This is a genomic window from Paenibacillus sp. FSL M7-1455 (genome assembly GCF_038004655.1).
In the GTDB taxonomy this organism is placed as follows: Bacteria; Bacillota; Bacilli; order Paenibacillales; family Paenibacillaceae; genus Paenibacillus_AQ; species Paenibacillus_AQ cookii.
Genome location: NZ_JBBORO010000001.1, coordinates 2047208 through 2063130 on the forward strand (window position 1 = coordinate 2047208; position 15923 = coordinate 2063130).

The 15923-nt window shown below is 55.0% G+C and carries 16 protein-coding genes; all 16 read left to right on the plus strand.

Annotation, left to right across the window (positions count from 1 at the left end):
• The first annotated feature begins 19 nt into the window (after nt 1-19).
• The 16 genes from flhB to rpsB all read left to right on the plus strand — a co-directional run bounded on the left by flhB (nt 20) and on the right by rpsB (nt 15888).
• On the plus strand, nt 20-1108 hold the full coding sequence (gene flhB, locus NYE48_RS09500) for a flagellar biosynthesis protein FlhB (protein WP_340998243.1): 1089 nt from the start codon (nt 20-22) through the stop codon (nt 1106-1108).
• 27 nt (nt 1109-1135) lie between these two features.
• Nucleotides 1136-3169, plus strand: a complete 2034-nt coding sequence (gene flhA / locus NYE48_RS09505; RefSeq protein ID WP_036706939.1) for a flagellar biosynthesis protein FlhA — start codon at nt 1136-1138, stop codon at nt 3167-3169.
• Nucleotides 3166-4581, plus strand: a complete 1416-nt coding sequence (gene flhF, locus NYE48_RS09510) for a flagellar biosynthesis protein FlhF (RefSeq protein WP_340998246.1) — start codon at nt 3166-3168, stop codon at nt 4579-4581. The genes flhA and flhF overlap by 4 nt, the downstream gene beginning before the upstream one ends.
• Complete coding sequence (locus tag NYE48_RS09515; RefSeq protein ID WP_036706940.1) at nt 4578-5477, plus strand: MinD/ParA family protein; 900 nt, start codon at nt 4578-4580, stop codon at nt 5475-5477. Before flhF ends, NYE48_RS09515 begins: the two co-directional genes overlap by 4 nt.
• A 35-nt stretch (nt 5478-5512) precedes the next feature.
• Nucleotides 5513-6847: a protein-glutamate methylesterase/protein-glutamine glutaminase gene (locus NYE48_RS09520; RefSeq protein WP_340998248.1), complete on the plus strand. Its 1335-nt coding sequence runs from the start codon at nt 5513-5515 to the stop codon at nt 6845-6847.
• Between the two features lie 23 nt (nt 6848-6870).
• The gene (locus NYE48_RS09525) at nt 6871-8958 is read left to right on the plus strand and encodes a chemotaxis protein CheA (protein WP_340998249.1); all 2088 of its coding nucleotides are present in this window, start codon (nt 6871-6873) and stop codon (nt 8956-8958) included.
• Nucleotides 8959-8990: 32 nt separating this feature from the next.
• Nucleotides 8991-9452, plus strand: a complete 462-nt coding sequence (locus tag NYE48_RS09530; RefSeq protein WP_036706945.1) for a chemotaxis protein CheW — start codon at nt 8991-8993, stop codon at nt 9450-9452.
• Between the two features lie 37 nt (nt 9453-9489).
• Nucleotides 9490-10083, plus strand: a complete 594-nt coding sequence (locus NYE48_RS09535) for a chemotaxis protein CheC (RefSeq protein ID WP_445324063.1) — start codon at nt 9490-9492, stop codon at nt 10081-10083.
• Nucleotides 10076-10573 (plus strand): chemotaxis protein CheD, encoded by a 498-nt coding sequence (locus NYE48_RS09540; RefSeq protein WP_340998251.1) that lies wholly within the window; start codon nt 10076-10078, stop codon nt 10571-10573. Before NYE48_RS09535 ends, NYE48_RS09540 begins: the two co-directional genes overlap by 8 nt.
• Before the next feature lie 2 nt (nt 10574-10575).
• Nucleotides 10576-10989, plus strand: a complete 414-nt coding sequence (locus tag NYE48_RS09545; protein ID WP_340998252.1) for a hypothetical protein — start codon at nt 10576-10578, stop codon at nt 10987-10989.
• A 15-nt stretch (nt 10990-11004) separates the two neighbouring features.
• Complete coding sequence (locus NYE48_RS09550; RefSeq protein ID WP_036706949.1) at nt 11005-11793, plus strand: FliA/WhiG family RNA polymerase sigma factor; 789 nt, start codon at nt 11005-11007, stop codon at nt 11791-11793.
• Nucleotides 11794-11823: 30 nt separating this feature from the next.
• On the plus strand, nt 11824-13233 hold the full coding sequence (locus NYE48_RS09555; RefSeq protein ID WP_340998254.1) for a DUF342 domain-containing protein: 1410 nt from the start codon (nt 11824-11826) through the stop codon (nt 13231-13233).
• 67 nt (nt 13234-13300) lie between these two features.
• Nucleotides 13301-13612: a hypothetical protein gene (locus NYE48_RS09560; protein WP_246536784.1), complete on the plus strand. Its 312-nt coding sequence runs from the start codon at nt 13301-13303 to the stop codon at nt 13610-13612.
• Nucleotides 13613-13676: 64 nt separating this feature from the next.
• A complete protein-coding gene (locus NYE48_RS09565) occupies nt 13677-14255 on the plus strand; it encodes a DUF6115 domain-containing protein (protein ID WP_052146783.1) in 579 nt (192 codons plus the stop codon).
• Nucleotides 14252-14869, plus strand: coding sequence for an endolytic transglycosylase MltG (locus NYE48_RS09570; protein WP_036706952.1), 618 nt, complete (start codon nt 14252-14254; stop codon nt 14867-14869). Before NYE48_RS09565 ends, NYE48_RS09570 begins: the two co-directional genes overlap by 4 nt.
• A gap of 320 nt (nt 14870-15189) precedes the next feature.
• Nucleotides 15190-15888: a 30S ribosomal protein S2 gene (rpsB, locus tag NYE48_RS09575; protein WP_036706955.1), complete on the plus strand. Its 699-nt coding sequence runs from the start codon at nt 15190-15192 to the stop codon at nt 15886-15888.
• The last annotated feature ends 35 nt before the right edge of the window (nt 15889-15923 follow it).

Below are 15923 nucleotides of genomic sequence, written 5' to 3' on the forward strand. Positions count from 1 at the left end.
GAATAAAGGAGCGACTGGAGTGTCCTACAGATATCGGCTCGATTTGCAGCTGTTCGCCGGCGAAAAAACCGAAAAAGCAACGCCTAAAAAACGCCAGGATACCCGTAAAAAGGGCCAAGTCGCCAAAAGCCAGGAAGTTTCCGGCTCGGTGGTGCTGCTTGCCTCCTTCTTAAGCTTGCTGATGTTCGGCGGATTTTATAAGGAACGGCTGGTAGGGCTGTTCAAGGACGTGTTTTTGCACCGCCTCCAAACCGGCATTTCGATCGGAAACGTGATGAACCTGGCGATGGAGTACTCCATTCAGATTCTCATCTTGATGGCGCCGATGTTTATCATCACGATCGTGCTGGCTCTCGTCGCCAATGTGGCCCAAGTCGGATTCATGTTGACGGGCGAGATGCTCAAACCCAAATTCAGCAAGCTGGATCCGATCAAAGGGTTTAAAAATATTTTTTCGGTCAGGTCGCTTGTGGAATGCTTGAAATCGATTTTTAAAGTTACCGTGATCGGGCTGCTCGTTTACCAGACGTTATCCGGCGCCTTGCCGAAGATCGGGAGGTTGTCGGAGACGAACATCGAGCAAACCTTTCATTTTGTCGCCAGCCTGACGATGAATCTGGGGCTGAAAATCGGCGCCGTCTTGTTTGCGATGTCGATACTGGACTATTTGTACCAACGTTACGAATTCGAAAAAAGCATCCGCATGTCCAAGCAGGACATCAAGGACGAATACAAAAAAATGGAGGGCGACCCGCTGATCAAAGGGAAGATCAGGGAGCGTCAGCGCCGGATGGCGATGCAGCGCATGATGCAGGAGGTCCCCAAGGCGGATGTCGTCATTACCAACCCGACGCACTTCGCCGTCGCCCTGAAATACGAGGGTTCCAAAATGGAAGCTCCGCAAATCATCGCCAAAGGCCAGGATTTCGTGGCTTTGCGGATGAAGGAAATAGCCAAAGAACACGGCGTCATAACCATGGAAAACAAACCTCTCGCCCGGGCCCTGTTCCACAGAGCGGAGATCGGGGATTCCATTCCCGCCGATTTGTTTCAGGCCGTGGCTGAAGTTTTGGCATATGTATACAAACTTAAAGGCAAGGTTAAATAAACTCAGGGATCGGAGGCAGTGAAGCCATTGAAAGCAAAGGAAATTACGGTATTACTAGGTGTCATCGGCATCGTTCTCATGATGATTCTTCCGATCCCGACATGGCTTTTGGACGTTCTGCTCGTCATCAACATCTCGCTTGCCCTGCTCATTTTGCTGGTAGCGATGAACACGAAGGAAGCGCTGCAATTTTCGATATTTCCTTCCCTTTTGCTGATCACGACGTTGTTCAGGCTTGCGCTGAACATTTCGACGACGAAACTGATCCTGTCCGAAGGGTTTGCCGGAACCGTGGTATCCACGTTCGGCAGCTGGATCGCCAATGGACAAATCGCCGTCGGGTTCATCGTCTTCCTGATCCTCGTCGTCGTTCAATTTATCGTCATTACGAAAGGTTCGGAACGGGTTGCCGAGGTGGCCGCGCGTTTTACGCTTGATGCGATGCCCGGCAAGCAGATGAGCATCGATGCCGATCTGAACGCGGGGCTCATCAACGAGCAGCAGGCGCGGGAGCGCCGTCAAAAAGTCGAACGCGAAGCCGACTACTACGGAGCGATGGACGGTGCCACCAAATTCGTCAAGGGCGATGCCATCGCCAGCATCATCATTCTCATCATCAACCTGGTCGGCGGTTTCATCATCGGGATGTCAATAAACGGAATGGATTTCAAAGATGCTTTGTCCACCTATTCGGTGCTGACCATCGGCGACGGCCTGGTCTCCCAAATTCCGGCGCTGCTCATTTCGACGGCATCCGGTTTGATCGTGACCCGTTCCTCATCGGAGGGCAATCTTGCCAGCGACCTGACGCAGCAGCTGATGTCTTATCCGAAACTGCTGTATATCGTAGGCGGCACGGTTGCCATGCTCGGCTTTTTTACGCCTATACATATCATTACGACATTGCCGCTGGCGGCCATCCTGCTGTATGCGGCCTACCGGATGCAGAAAAACATGGAGCGCAAGCAAATCGAAGTGGAGCAGCAGGAGGAGGAGCAGCAGATCGAAGAGGTCCGAAGTCCCGAAAGTGTCATCAATTTGCTGCAGGTCGACCCGATCGAATTCGAATTCGGTTACGGCCTGATCCCGCTTGCGGACGTCCAGCAGGGCGGCGACCTGCTCGACCGGATCATCATGATCCGCAGGCAGTGCGCTTTGGAGTTAGGACTTGTCGTGCCGGTCATCCGCATTCGCGACAATATTCAACTAAAACCGAATGAATATGTCATCAAAATTAAAGGGAATAGCGTCGGCGGCGGTGAACTATTACTTAATCACTATTTGGCCATGAGTCCCGGGTATGAAGACGAAAGCATATCGGGTATTGAGACGCAGGAACCGGCTTTCGGCCTTCCGGCCCTTTGGATCGACGAGGCGACGAAAGAAAGGGCGGAATTGTCGGGTTATACCGTGGTGGATCCGCCTTCCGTCGTGGCCACGCATTTGACCGAGCTCATCAAGAAACATGCGCATGAGCTGCTTGGACGCCAGGAAACCAAAACGCTGGTCGACAATTTGCGCGAAAACTATCCGGTGCTGGTCGACGAGCTGATTCCGAACGTGCTGGCGATCGGGGATGTCCAGAAGGTGCTGGCGAAGCTGCTTCGCGAAAAAGTTTCCATCCGCGATCTCGTCACCATTTTCGAAACATTGGCCGATTACGGGCAATACACCAAAGACCCGGACGTGCTTACGGAATACGTAAGGCAAGCCCTCTCCAGGCAGATTACCCAGCAGTTCTCCCAGGAAGGGGAGACGCTCAAGGTCATTACGGTCGGCCCGACGCTGGAGAAAAAAATCGCCGAAAGCGTGCAGCAATCCGATCAGGGGAGCTATTTGGCGCTGGATCCGGTATCGACCCAGACGGTATTCCAAAAGCTCAGCGAGCAGGTCAACCGCCTGCTGCAATCCGGGCAGCAGCCCATTCTCCTGACGTCGCCCACGATCCGCATGTATTTGCGGCAAGTGATCGAGCGGACCATGCAGGATATTCCGGTACTATCTTACAGCGAGCTGGAGCCAAATGTTGAAATTCAAAGTGTCGGAGTGGTGAATTTATGAGAGTGAAGCGTTATCTGGTCGATACGATGCCCGAAGCGATGCTCCAGATCCGCCATGACCTCGGCAGCGACGCCGTGATCCTGAGCACGAAGGAAACGAAAATCGGCGGCTTTCTAGGCATGTTCAAACAAAAGAAAATCGAAGTCGTCGCGGCCGTCGAAGAGGAGGCGCAGAAACCTTCCAAAGCCCAGCCTTCCCCGGCCGCACCTTCCCTCGCCGTTCCGAAACAAGCGGTGCCCAAAGCTTACCAAAAAACGGCGGAAATCACTTCGGGCGCAGGGACGCCGCAGAGCCAAACGGCTGCGTTGAAAGCAACGGATGCGGGGCATCCGGAGACGTTCGCGGAACAAGCCGCGGCAAACGAAAGCATCGCGCCGCCTGCGGCTAATCCCGCGGAAACGGGCAAAGACGGGCGCTCGCAGGCCGTTGGCATCATGCCATCGCCGCAGCCGGAAGCGCCGCCCATTGCTCCGCCCCGCATGCAGCCTGCCCTGATGCCGGAACGCGCCTTGGATGAAAAGGGAAGATCCTCGGCCGAAGACAAGCTTTTGGAGGAGCTGCGCGAAATGAAGGCCTGGATGGCCAAAATCTCGCGCCAGTCCGCCATGCAGCGCACGCTTCCGGACGTGCTGGAAAAACTCCAGGACCGGTTGTTCCGGCAGGATATCGAAGCCTCGCTTATCCAGGAATGGATCGGCGAAGCTTTTGAGCATTGGGAGGAGAAGGGCCGGAGCTTAAGCGACGCGGACATGGAGTCGTTTATCCGCGACCGCATCAAGGGGTTTTTGGCGGAACGTTTCGGCGGAGGCATCGCACCCAGAACCAAAATGGTCTATGTCGCCGGCCCGACGGGGGTCGGGAAAACGACGACGATCGCCAAACTCGCTGCCGAACAACTCTTCCGCTACCATCGCAAGGTCGGATTCATTACGTCCGATACGTACCGCATTTCCGCGGTCGAGCAGCTGCGGACCTATGCATCGATCCTGAACGTTCCGCTGGAGGTGGTGCAGTCTCCGGGGGACATGCAGCGGGCCATGGAGCGTCTGGACTACTGCGATCTTATTCTGATGGATACGGCCGGGCGCAACTACCGCAACGAGCTGCTCGTTTCCGAACTGCAAAGCCTCCTGCCACCGGTGGAACGCAGCGAGACGTACCTTGTCCTCAGCTTGACTTCCAAAAGCCAAGACATGAAAAAGATCGCCGAGCATTTCAGCAAATACGGCTTGGACAAGGTGATTTTCACCAAATTGGACGAGACCGGAAGCTACGGCCCCATCTTGAATTTGCTGAAGGAATTTCCTTTCCGCCTATCCTACATGACCAACGGACAAAACGTTCCGGATGACCTGCTCCTGCCGGGGGAAAAGCTGCTTAGCGATCTGCTGTTGGGAGAAGAAGGCGCATGACGGATCAGGCACAAACGCTAAGAAATTTGGTCATGATGCGCGAACGCGAACGCGCTGCCCTGGGGAGCGGCGAGCAGCCGCGGCAGGGAGCCAGGCTGATCACCGTGACAAGCGGAAAAGGAGGCGTCGGAAAGTCCAACTTTACGCTTAATTTCGCCTTGGCGCTGCAGTCTATGGGCAAGCGGGTGCTGGTGTTCGACGCCGATATCGGGATGGCTAACATCGACGTGCTGATGGGGATGTCCGCCAAATACAACCTGTATCATTTGCTGCGGCGCGAGAAACGGATCGACGAAATCATCGAACGAGGTCCGGGCTCCCTGTCGCTGATTGCGGGGGGGTCGGGTTTGAGCGATTTGTTCTCCTTGTCGCAAAGCGATCTGAATTACTTCATGCAGCAGATCGAAACGGTTGCGGACGGGATGGATTTCGTCATTTTCGATACCGGCGCCGGTTTGTCCCAGGAAAACTTCAACTTTATCCAATCGGCGGACGAATGCATCGTCGTAACGACGCCGGAGCCGACATCGATCACGGATGCCTACGCGCTGATCAAGGTAGTCAGCTCCAGGGAGCGCGGCACGAGGTTCAAGCTGATCGTCAACCGTGCAAGCGATGAAAAAGAAGCCGCTCAGACGGCGGACAAAATCAGGGTAGCGGCGCAAAAGTTTTTGAACGTGGACGTTCCGCTGCTTGGATACATAAGCGACGACTCCCATGTCGTGCAGGCAGTAAAAAAGCAAGTTCCTTTTTCCATGGCTTTTCCGGGCTGCGCAGCGGCGCGCGAAATACAGCGGATCGCCAGGTTGTATGCGTCAGTCCCTGCTTCCCCGGAACCGGGCGCCTTGACAGGAATCAAAGGATTTATGCAAAAGTGGCTCCGTCGAACAAAATGATTCTTCTGTAAAAAGGAACAAGGGGTGGAAATGGCATGGCGCCGTATAAAGTCCTAGTTGTTGATGACTCGGCATTTATGCGTAAAATTTTTTCGGACCTGATCGAAAAGGATCCCGCGTTTCAGGTCGTCGATACGGCCGTAAACGGGCGTGAAGCGGTGGAGAAAGCCGTCGGTCTGAAGCCGGACATCGTGACGATGGATGTGGAAATGCCCGAGATGAACGGCCTCGAAGCCTTGAAGCTGATCATGGCCAAGCAACCGATGCCCGTCATCATGCTGTCCGGCATCAATGAAGAAGGTATGAAGGAAACGATTAAGGCGCTCGAATCCGGAGCGTTTGATTTTATACGCAAACCTTCCCTGACGTACTCCCAGGACATCGGGCAGGTCGGGGATGCGCTTCTGGTGCAGTTGAAGGCGGCCATGGCCGCCAAGGAAAGAAGGGCTGCCTTTGAAGCCGAGGAGGGGAAGCGGCGCCTGCAGAAGGAAACGCTGCGGCCGTACACACCTCCGGGAGGAGCCGTCGTCGAGTCGAAAAAGGCTGCATCCGGGCCGCTCAAGCGGCCGCTTCCTCCTCCTGCCGTGAAACAAGAGACCCCGCTTGAAAAAACCGGGCGGAGGATGAAGGAGCCGAAAAAAGCCAAGCCCGAAGCGCCGCCTCCCGTCATAGTGGCCGAGACCGCGGCAGCGCGGGAATATAACGCGGCTTCGGCCCCGCTCGAGGAACGCCGCGATAAGCGTAGCGAACAGCGCAACGAAAAACGCAGCGGAGTGCGGCATGCTTTTAACGACATCGTCGCCATCGGATGCTCCACCGGCGGCCCGAGAGCGCTGAAAGAGGTGCTGGAGCATATCCCGGCCGATCTACCCGCTCCGGTCGTCATCGTCCAGCACATGCCGCCGAATTTTACCCGCTCCCTTGCGCAGCGGTTGAATTCCTTCAGCCCGCTCGAGGTCATGGAGGCGGAGGACGGCATGAAGCTGCAAGCGGGTTCGGCCTACATTGCTCCCGGCGGGAAGCATTTGAGAATCGTCAGGGACGCCGACGGCAGCTTGATAACGTCGTTGTCCGACGACAAGCCGCTGAACGGCCACAAGCCGTCTGTGGACGTTCTTTTCGAATCGCTGCTGCCGCTGGATTCCTTGGAGCGCCATGTGGTGCTGATGACGGGAATGGGCAGCGACGGGGCGAAAATGATGAAACGGCTCTATGATGCGGGCGTCAAAAGCACGTTTGCCGAAAGCGAAGAAACGTGCGTCGTCTACGGCATGCCGCGTTCGGCCGTCGAGCTTGATTGCGTGAGCCACGTGTTGCCCCTGCAGGACATTGCGGCCGGCGTGGTCCGTGCCGTAGGCCACGGGAAGTGAACTTATAAAGGAGGTGTCTCGCAATGGACATGAACCAATACTTATCCATGTTTATTGATGAGTCCAATGATCATCTGCAATCACTGAACGAAAATATGCTGCTTCTCGAAAGCAGCCCAAGCGATCTCTCGATCGTGCAAGTGATTTTCCGTTCGGCGCACACCTTGAAAGGGATGGCCGCGACGATGGGATTCGAGGATCTCGCCGCGCTGACCCACCAGATGGAAAACGTGCTCGATCTGGTCCGCAACGAAAAGCTGGCCATGCAGGATTTTATTTTCGATACGCTGTTCAAAGGCTTGGACGCTTTGGAATCGATGGTGCAGGACATTACCGAAGGCGGGGAAGGAAAAGCCGACGTATCCGCGATCGTGTCCGCGCTGCAGGCGATCGTCAGAGGGGAAGATCCGTCCGCCAAGCCGCAAGGGGCAAACGCGCCGGGCGAAGCCCGCGCCTCCGACGTCAATACGGCCCTTAAGCTGGACGAATTCCAGTATGCCGTGCTGAACCAATCCATCGAAGCGGGGCACCGCGTGCTTTACATCGACGTCCATATCCGCGAGAACTGCCAGCTGAAAGCGGTCAGGGCTTACATGGTGTTCGAATTGCTGGAGAGATCGGGCGAGGTCGTCAAGTCCTTTCCGTCCACCCAGGACATCGAGCAGGAAAAGTTTGATTTCAGCTTCTCCCTTTATTACATAACGACCAAAGATCCCGCCGAGCTTCAGCGGCAAATTATCGGCATTTCGGAGATCGAAAAAGCCGACGTGACGGAGCTTGACGCGGAAACGTTGCAGCAAATGAGCGAGATCGGCGCCGCTTCGCAGGAAGCTGCAGCCGCCGTCGCTGCGCCCCCGGCCGCCGAGAAGGGGCAGGAAGCTCCCCCGGCCAAACCGGAGCAGGCTCCCGAGAAGGCGGCCCCGGCAGCCAAAACCCCGGCCAAAACGGGAGGCGCCGTGCCGACCCGTACCATCCGCGTCGACATCGAGCGGCTGGATGTGCTTATGAATTTATTCAGCGAATTATTGATAGACCGCGTTCGCCTGGAACAGCTTGCCAGCGAGATCCAGAACCATGCGCTGACGGAAACGGTGGAGCATATGACCCGCGTCAGCTCCGATCTGCAGGATATCGTCATGAAGCTGCGCATGGTCCCGGTCGACACGGTCTTCAACCGCTTCCCGCGCATGGTTCGCGATTTGGCCAAATCGCTCGACAAAAAGGTCGATTTGATCATCACTGGCGCCGACACGGAGCTGGACCGGACCGTCATCGACGAGATCGGCGATCCGCTGGTGCACCTGCTGCGCAATGCCGTCGACCACGGGATTGAGCCGGTGGCCGACCGGATCAGCGCGGGCAAGCCGGAAACGGGCACCGTGCATCTGCGGGCTTTTCACAGCGGCAACCATGTTTTTATCGAAATCGAAGAAGACGGACGCGGCATTTACCGCGACAAGGTGCTGAAGACGGCCCTCAAGAAAGGCGTCGTGACGGAGGAGCAGGCGGCGGGCATGTCCGATGAGGAAGTGCATCAGCTTTTGTTCGCTCCGGGCTTCAGCACGGCCGAAAAAATTTCGGACGTTTCCGGACGCGGGGTCGGGCTTGACGTCGTCAAGGCCAAAATCACGTCGCTCGGCGGACAGGTCACGATCTATTCCACGCCGGGCAAAGGCACCAATTTCTCGGTACAGCTCCCGCTGACCTTGTCGATCATCGCGGCGATGCTGGTGAAAATGGGTTCGGAGAAATACGCGATTCCGCTGTCGTCGATCGTCGAAACCGGCATCGTCAAAAAAGGGCAGATCCGCGCCGTGCACGGCAATAAAATGGTAGAGTTCCGCGGATCGCTCATTCCGTTAATATCGCTAAGCCGCATTTTCAATATCAAGGATTTTGACGAAACCGAAGAGGAAGAAACGGAAATCATCGTGATCCATAAAGGGGAGCGCTTGGCCGCGCTGGCCATCGACCAATTTATCGGGCAAAACGAAATCGTCCTGAAAAGCCTCGGTAAATATTTGCCGCCGATCAAAGGCATTTCGGGCGCCACGATCCTGGGCGACGGGCAGGTCGCGCTCATTCTCGATCCGAACGTGTTCATCAAGTAATTCCCGGCAACGTATAAAAGGAGGTTTTTTTCATGGGAGAAGAAATCAAAGTCATCGTCTTTAAACTCGGCAGCGAAGAATACGGCATCGAAGTGGACAAGGTCCAAACGATCGAGCGCATGCTTCCGATCACCCGGGTCCCCAAAACGTACGCGTTTGTCAGAGGCGTCATCAATCTTCGCGGCGTGGTCATCCCGGTCATCGATCTTCGCGGGCGTTTCGGCCTGGAAGAAACCGAATATACCGACCAGACCCGGATCATCATCGTGGCCGTAAACGAGATGGAGGTCGGCTTTATCGTCGATTCCGCCAACGACGTCATCGATCTGCACAAGGATAAAATCGAAACCCCGCCTGAGGTCGTCGGCGGCATCAAAGCGAAATATTTGGACGGCGTGGCCAAAATCGGCGACGACCGCCTGCTCATCATGCTGAATCTGTCCGAAGTGCTGAACAAAAACGAAATCATCCAATTGGAAAGTTTAGAGGAATAGTCCCGTGGAGGTCTTTAAACATTTCAAGGAATTCAAAATGGATGTCCTGCGGGAGGTCGGGAACATCGGCGCGGGGAACGCCGCCACCGCTTTGTCCCGCCTCCTGAACAAACCCGTCGATATGGCCGTGCCCAAGGTGCAGCTGCTTCCTTTCGAAGAAATTTCGGAGAAGGTCGGAGGGGCCGAGCAGGTCGTCGTCGCCATTTTCCTCCGCGTCGAAGGGGAAGCTCCGGGGAATCTGTTTTTCATATTAAGCCCCGAGGCCGCCAAAAGCCTGCTGAATCGGCTGGTCGGCCTTCCTCCCGAAACGGACGGCATGTTTAACGAGATGGAGCAGTCCGCTCTCTGCGAAATCGGCAACATTTTGGCAGGCTCTTATTTGTCGTCGCTGGCGGATTTCACGAAACTCAGCATGTACCCTACCGTTCCGGCGCTGGCGATGGATATGGCGGGCGCCATCCTCAGCTTCGGCCTGCTGCAGTTCGGGCATATGGGGGACGACGCCCTGTTGATCGATACGACGTTCCTGGAAGGCGACCACGAGGTGGAGGGCAAATTTTTCCTGATTCCCGATCCGGATTCATTCGCCAAGATCTTTAAATCCCTGGGAGTACCAATGGATCATGATTGAAGAGCAAAGCATTGTGAAAGTAGGCATGGCCGACCTGAACGTGGTGCAGCATTCGGGAATCATCCGGACGGTCGGCCTGGGCTCATGCGTCGGACTTACGATGTATGATCCCGAACTCAAATTGGCGGGCATGGCGCACGTGATGCTGCCCTCTTCGGACATCGCCCGCGAGGGGCAGCTGAACGTCGCGAAATACGCGGACACGGCGCTGCCCGCGCTGTTGGCCAAGCTCCAGGATCTTGGCGCTTCTCCTTCGCGGATCGTCGCCAAAATGGCCGGGGGGGCGCAGATGTTCGCATTTGCCGGCGCCGGGGACACCATGAGGATCGGACCGAGGAACGTGGAGTCCTGCAAAGCCAAATTGGCGGAGCTTCGCATTCCGCTTATAGCAGAAGACACTGGCGGCAATTACGGGCGCACCATTGAAATGGATGCCGGCACGGGCATATTGCTTATCCGCAGTGTACAAACAGGTGTAAAGGAAATGTAGCCATGAAAGGAAATCTGCGATTTAATCTGGTATTCGGCGTTATAGGATTGGTTTTGACCCTGTTGTTTTCCCTGATGAACAATAATTTGTTCATGACAAGCTTGATTCGCGCGGTGGTGTCGTTTGCCGCATGGTTTGCGCTTGCGTTCGTGCTCCGGTGGGCATGGACGATGGTCAGCGCCCCGCAGGCTGAATCGGAGTTCAATGACTGGAAGGCTGAAGACGCGCAGACCGGTACGCGTTTGGACTTGACGACTCCCGACGAGAGTGACGAGCTGAATGAGCTGTTGAAGCCAAAAACCGACCCGCCCCAAGAAGGGGATGCCGGTTTTACTCCACTCAATCCGCCAAAATTGGTCTCGAAAAAGGATCCTGAAGAATTGGCCAAGGCAGTTCGTCACCTGACAGAAAATTAAGGAGGGTGAGGGTAGTTGAGCGAGCGAAAAACTTCACATCTGAACCATGCCGGACTTTGGGAAGAGTGGAAAGAAAGAGGGAACCTGGAAGCTAAAAAAAGGTTGATCGAAAACTATCTGCATATCGTGGACTACGTGTCCAGCAGGCTGGCGATCGGGCTCCCGAAAAACGTTTCCAAGGACGATCTGGCCAGCAACGGCGTGATGGGCCTCATCGACGCGGTCGACAAGTTCGATTACAAGCGCGGGCTTCAGTTCGAAACGTACGCATCCTTCCGCGTCAGGGGGGCGATTCTCGATTCGCTCCGCCAGGGCGACTGGGTCCCACGTTCCGTCCGCGAAAAGGCGAAAAAAATCGAAGATGCGTACCAGCAGCTGGAACAGAAGCATCTCCGGTCCGTCACGGATGCTGAAATGAGCGATTACCTGAACGTCTCGGAAAAAGAGTTCCAACATATGCTTCAGGAAGTGGCGGTAATGTCACTTTGCTCACTTGAGGATCCGATCAGGGAGGAAGAATCCGAAACGAGATTGTCCGTCATGGTGGACGACAAAGCCAAAAACCCTGATTACAAGGTCAACGAATTTTTTTTGAAGGAATCGCTCATCAAAGGGTTGGAAAAGCTTACCGAAAAAGAGCGAACCGTTGTATCATTATTATATTACGAAGATTTATCCCTCAGCGAAATTGCCGAGGTGATGTCGCTTTCGCCTTCGAGAATTTCTCAACTGCATTCCAAGGCCATTTTAAGGCTGCGCGGAACGCTGGAAAAACATCGGGAATTGCTGATGCAAAACGATTAACCGCTGTAGAAATGGAAGGGAGGAAAAGGATTGACAGCTCAATTAGGGTTGGACAGCTATCTAAACGTCACGTTTTCCGATGACAAAAGCGTCGCCTACATCCAATTCTCGAAACGTGATGAAAACTTCAAATGCACCGAAGACGATTTGATGCTGTTTTTGCGCAGCCACCAGGTTCAGTTCGGGATTGAAAAAGGGGTCATCAGCCGGATCGCGAGCCATCCCGAAGAGTATATGTTCAACCGCACGCCCGTGGCGATGGGAGAGCAGCCGGTCAGCGGCAAGGACGGATATATCGAATATGCGTTCAAGCTTAAGGACGAGCATCAGCCTCGGCCGCTGGAAACCGAGGACGGCAAGGTGGATTTCAAAGAGCTGCTGAGCCTGAACAACGTCATCAAAGGGCAGCTCATTGCCAGGAGGATCCCGCCGGAGCCGGGAAAACCCGGCACTGCGGTCACCGGGGAACCGATCCCGTTCAAGCCCGGGAAGGAAGCCTATTTTAAAGTAGGCAAAAACGTGGTTCTCGATCCTGAAGGAACTTCGATGTATGCAGCCATCGACGGACTCGTCACGACGACGGACAAAGGCAAGATCAACGTGTTCCCGGTGTATGAGGTCAACGGCGACGTGGACTACAGCGTAGGCAACATCGATTTTGTCGGCACCGTCGTCGTTCGGGGCAACGTGCTGACGGGGTTTCGGGTAAAAGCCGCCGGCGATATCCGCATCGTGGGCGGGGTCGAAGGCGCCGAGCTGGAGGCGGAAGGATCGATCGAAATTACGAGCGGAATTATCGGATACAACAAAGGCTGCGTCCGGGCGGGCAAAAACGTCAAAAGCTCGTTCATCCAGGACGGCAACGTCATTGCGGGCGAAGACGTCATCGTCTCCCAAAGCATCATGCATTCGAATATCCAGGCCGGCAAAAACATCATCTGCAACGGAACGAAAGGCCTGATCGTCGGCGGAAGCATCCAGGCGGGGGAACGGGTAACCGCCCGGACCATCGGCAACAGCATGTCGACGACAACCTCGATCGAAGTCGGGGTGCAGCCCGAGCTCCGAAACGAACTTGCGGAACTTCGCCAGCGTTCGAGGCAGCTCATAGAAGCGCTCGACAAGGCGGACAAGGCGCTCCACCTTCTTAACCAGCTGGCATCGACGGGACAGTTGTCTTCGGACAAAATGGCGCTCCGGGTGAAGCTAAGCGCGACCAAAAAGTCGACGCAGCGGGAGCAGGAGGAAGTCAAGGGGCGGATTTTGGAGATCGAAAAAACGCTGGAAGAAACCGTCAGAGCCCGGGTGGATATCATCAAAAGAATTTACGGCGGTTCCAAAATCGTGATCGGAAGGTATACGAGATTTATCAAGGACCCAGTTGAAAGGGTATCCTTTTATTTCCACGAGGGCGACATCACGATGGTCCCTTACCTATGACGGAGATGACGGCTTGCGGGATGCATAACAAATAGCGATTGTTGCAGGCAGGTGAATGTTCGTGAGTATGAAATCGGTAGAGATGCAAATTGCCATCCCCCGAACGACGGAAGCGGGCAGAATACAAAACGATATTCATCATCGGACCTCGCAGGAGCAAGAATTTTTGGCGGGGCAGCAGCAAAAGGAAGCCCAGGAGCTCCGGCAGAAAAGCGCGGGAGTGGACGAAACGGCGAATGCCGCGGTGCGGGACGAAGGCAAGCGCCACCCTTCGCGCCAGAAAGATCCTTCACGCCGGGCGTCCAAGCCGGAGGAGACGGGTGGGCACAAGGATGCGGAACATCCTTATAAAGGGCACCGCCTGGATGTGTCCCTTTGAACGAAGAAATCGGACCCGGCGGCGGGGCCGTGGCGAAAAACGTATTTAAAGGAGAAAAAAAGCTTTGGAACCGTGGATGATTGTCGTTATTTTAGGCGCTGCCGCCATTGTCTATGCTCTCATGCTGCCTAAACGGCAAGTCGGGAAATCGGCGGACAAGGAGCAAATGGTCCGGGAAGTGGAAGCAACCCTGGAGCAGTACATGGCGGATATCGAAAGAGAAAACGAAGAGCTGGTGGAATTGATCGGCCAAATGAAGCAGGACATCGCCTCCAAGCAGCTTGCGCACCAGGAACAGCTGAACGAGATGAGGCAGCGGTTGCTGCAGCTCGAGCAGCAAAACGCGTCGCATGAAGCGCGCCTCTCCGACATCGAGCAAAGTGACCGCCAAGCGGCGTCGGCGCTGCTTGCTGAACGGGAGGGGGCGGCCGCCGCGGAGACGCGGATCCCCGGGGACCAATCCGTGCAGGAGACGGCTACCGAAGAAGAGACGAAGGAGCCGTCCATCCGGGAACGTTACCCCGAGCTGTTCGAGCTTCACGCCCAAGGCAAATCGATCGAAGCCATCGCGAAGTTCACGGGCATGCAAAAAGGCGAAGTGACGCTGATACTGCAGCTGGCGAAACGGGAGGGATCGCTGTGATCAAAAATCGTTCCTTTATGATCGGACTCGGCAGCGGGCTGCTGGCCGGCGCTCTTCTTTTGCAGCTTATGAACGCAGGAACCGGGGCGAACGTCGTGCCGCAGGCTTCGGAGGTTGTCAAACCGACAAAAGAGCAGTTGCAGGAACAAGCCGAAGCGTTGGGGCTCAAATTGGTTGAAGCGGACGACAAGCGGATGACCGAAGAAGAATGGAAGCGGCAGATGATGGACAAAAGCGCGAAACCGCAAGGAAGTCCCGCAAAAGCGCCCGAAGCCGGCAAAAAGGCCGAAGCGCCCAAGACGCCCGAAAAACCGGCAGCCCCGGATTCGAAGGCATCCGGCCAGCCTGCCGCCAATGCAGCCGCAGACGGCATAAACAAGCCGAAAACGCCCGAGGCTCCGCTTATTTCCGTCAAAATCGCCAGCGGAAGCAATTTAACCGATGTCGCCGACAAGCTGAAAAAATCAGGGGTGATTTCGGATGCGGCCGCGTTCGTCGAAACGGGCAGGGGACTGAAAATGAGCACGAAAATCCGCTCAGGCACGTACGAATTTGCTAAAGGCGAGGATTTTGACAGCATCATCGCCAAAATTACGACAAAACCGCCACGCTGACGTGTAAGGCGCAGCCTGACGGTTTTTTGCTGTATCCGGGGGCTGGCGAGCTTGCCGCACCTAACGGTAACCTGCTTTGAAAGGTCGTTCAAGCGGGGGCTCATAATACGCTAACGGCGCGGCTTTGCAGGACGATTCCCTCCGCGGCGAAAATCCCGCGAATAGGCGTTGCATCGGGCATTCACTTATGGTATATTAATTGACGGTGTTAAAACACACGCTGTCGGATTTCGTAAAGGGTGCTTTCCTGATGGAAAGTCTTGACGGAAAATGAAAACAGCGGAGGACACAAAAAAACCAAATTTAGGAGGTGCGTGAAGATGGCAGTTATTTCCATGAAACAGCTTCTTGAAGCTGGCGTTCACTTCGGTCACCAAACTCGTCGTTGGAACCCGAAAATGGATAAATATATCTTCACCGAAAGAAACGGTATTTACATTATCGACCTGCAGAAAACTGTGAAAAAGGTCGAGGAAGCTTTTAACTTCGTTAAGAGCGTAGCTGAAGAGAACGGAACGATTCTGTTCGTCGGCACGAAAAAACAAGCTCAAGACTCCGTGAAAGAAGAAGCGGAACGTTGCGGCATGTACTACATCAACCAACGTTGGCTCGGCGGAACTTTGACTAACTTCGAAACGATCCAAAAACGTATCAACCGTTTGAAAGAGCTCGAGAAGTGGGAAGAAGACGGTACTTTTGCCGTTCTGCCTAAAAAAGAGGTCATCATTCTCCGCAAAGAGAAAGATCGTCTTGAAAAATTCCTGGGCGGGATCAAGAACATGAAAGGCCTTCCTAGCGCCCTGTTCATCATCGATCCTCGCAAAGAGCGCATCGCTGTTGCCGAAGCCCGCAAATTGGGTATCCCAATCGTTGGCATCGTCGACACGAACTGCGATCCGGACGAAATCGACTACGTCATTCCTGGTAATGACGACGCGATCCGTGCCGTTAAACTGTTGACTGGCAAAATGGCCGACGCCGTGGTGGAAGCTCATCAAGGCGAAGAAACAACTGCCTAAGATCAGCAGAAGCAAGCAATTGACATGAATTAAAT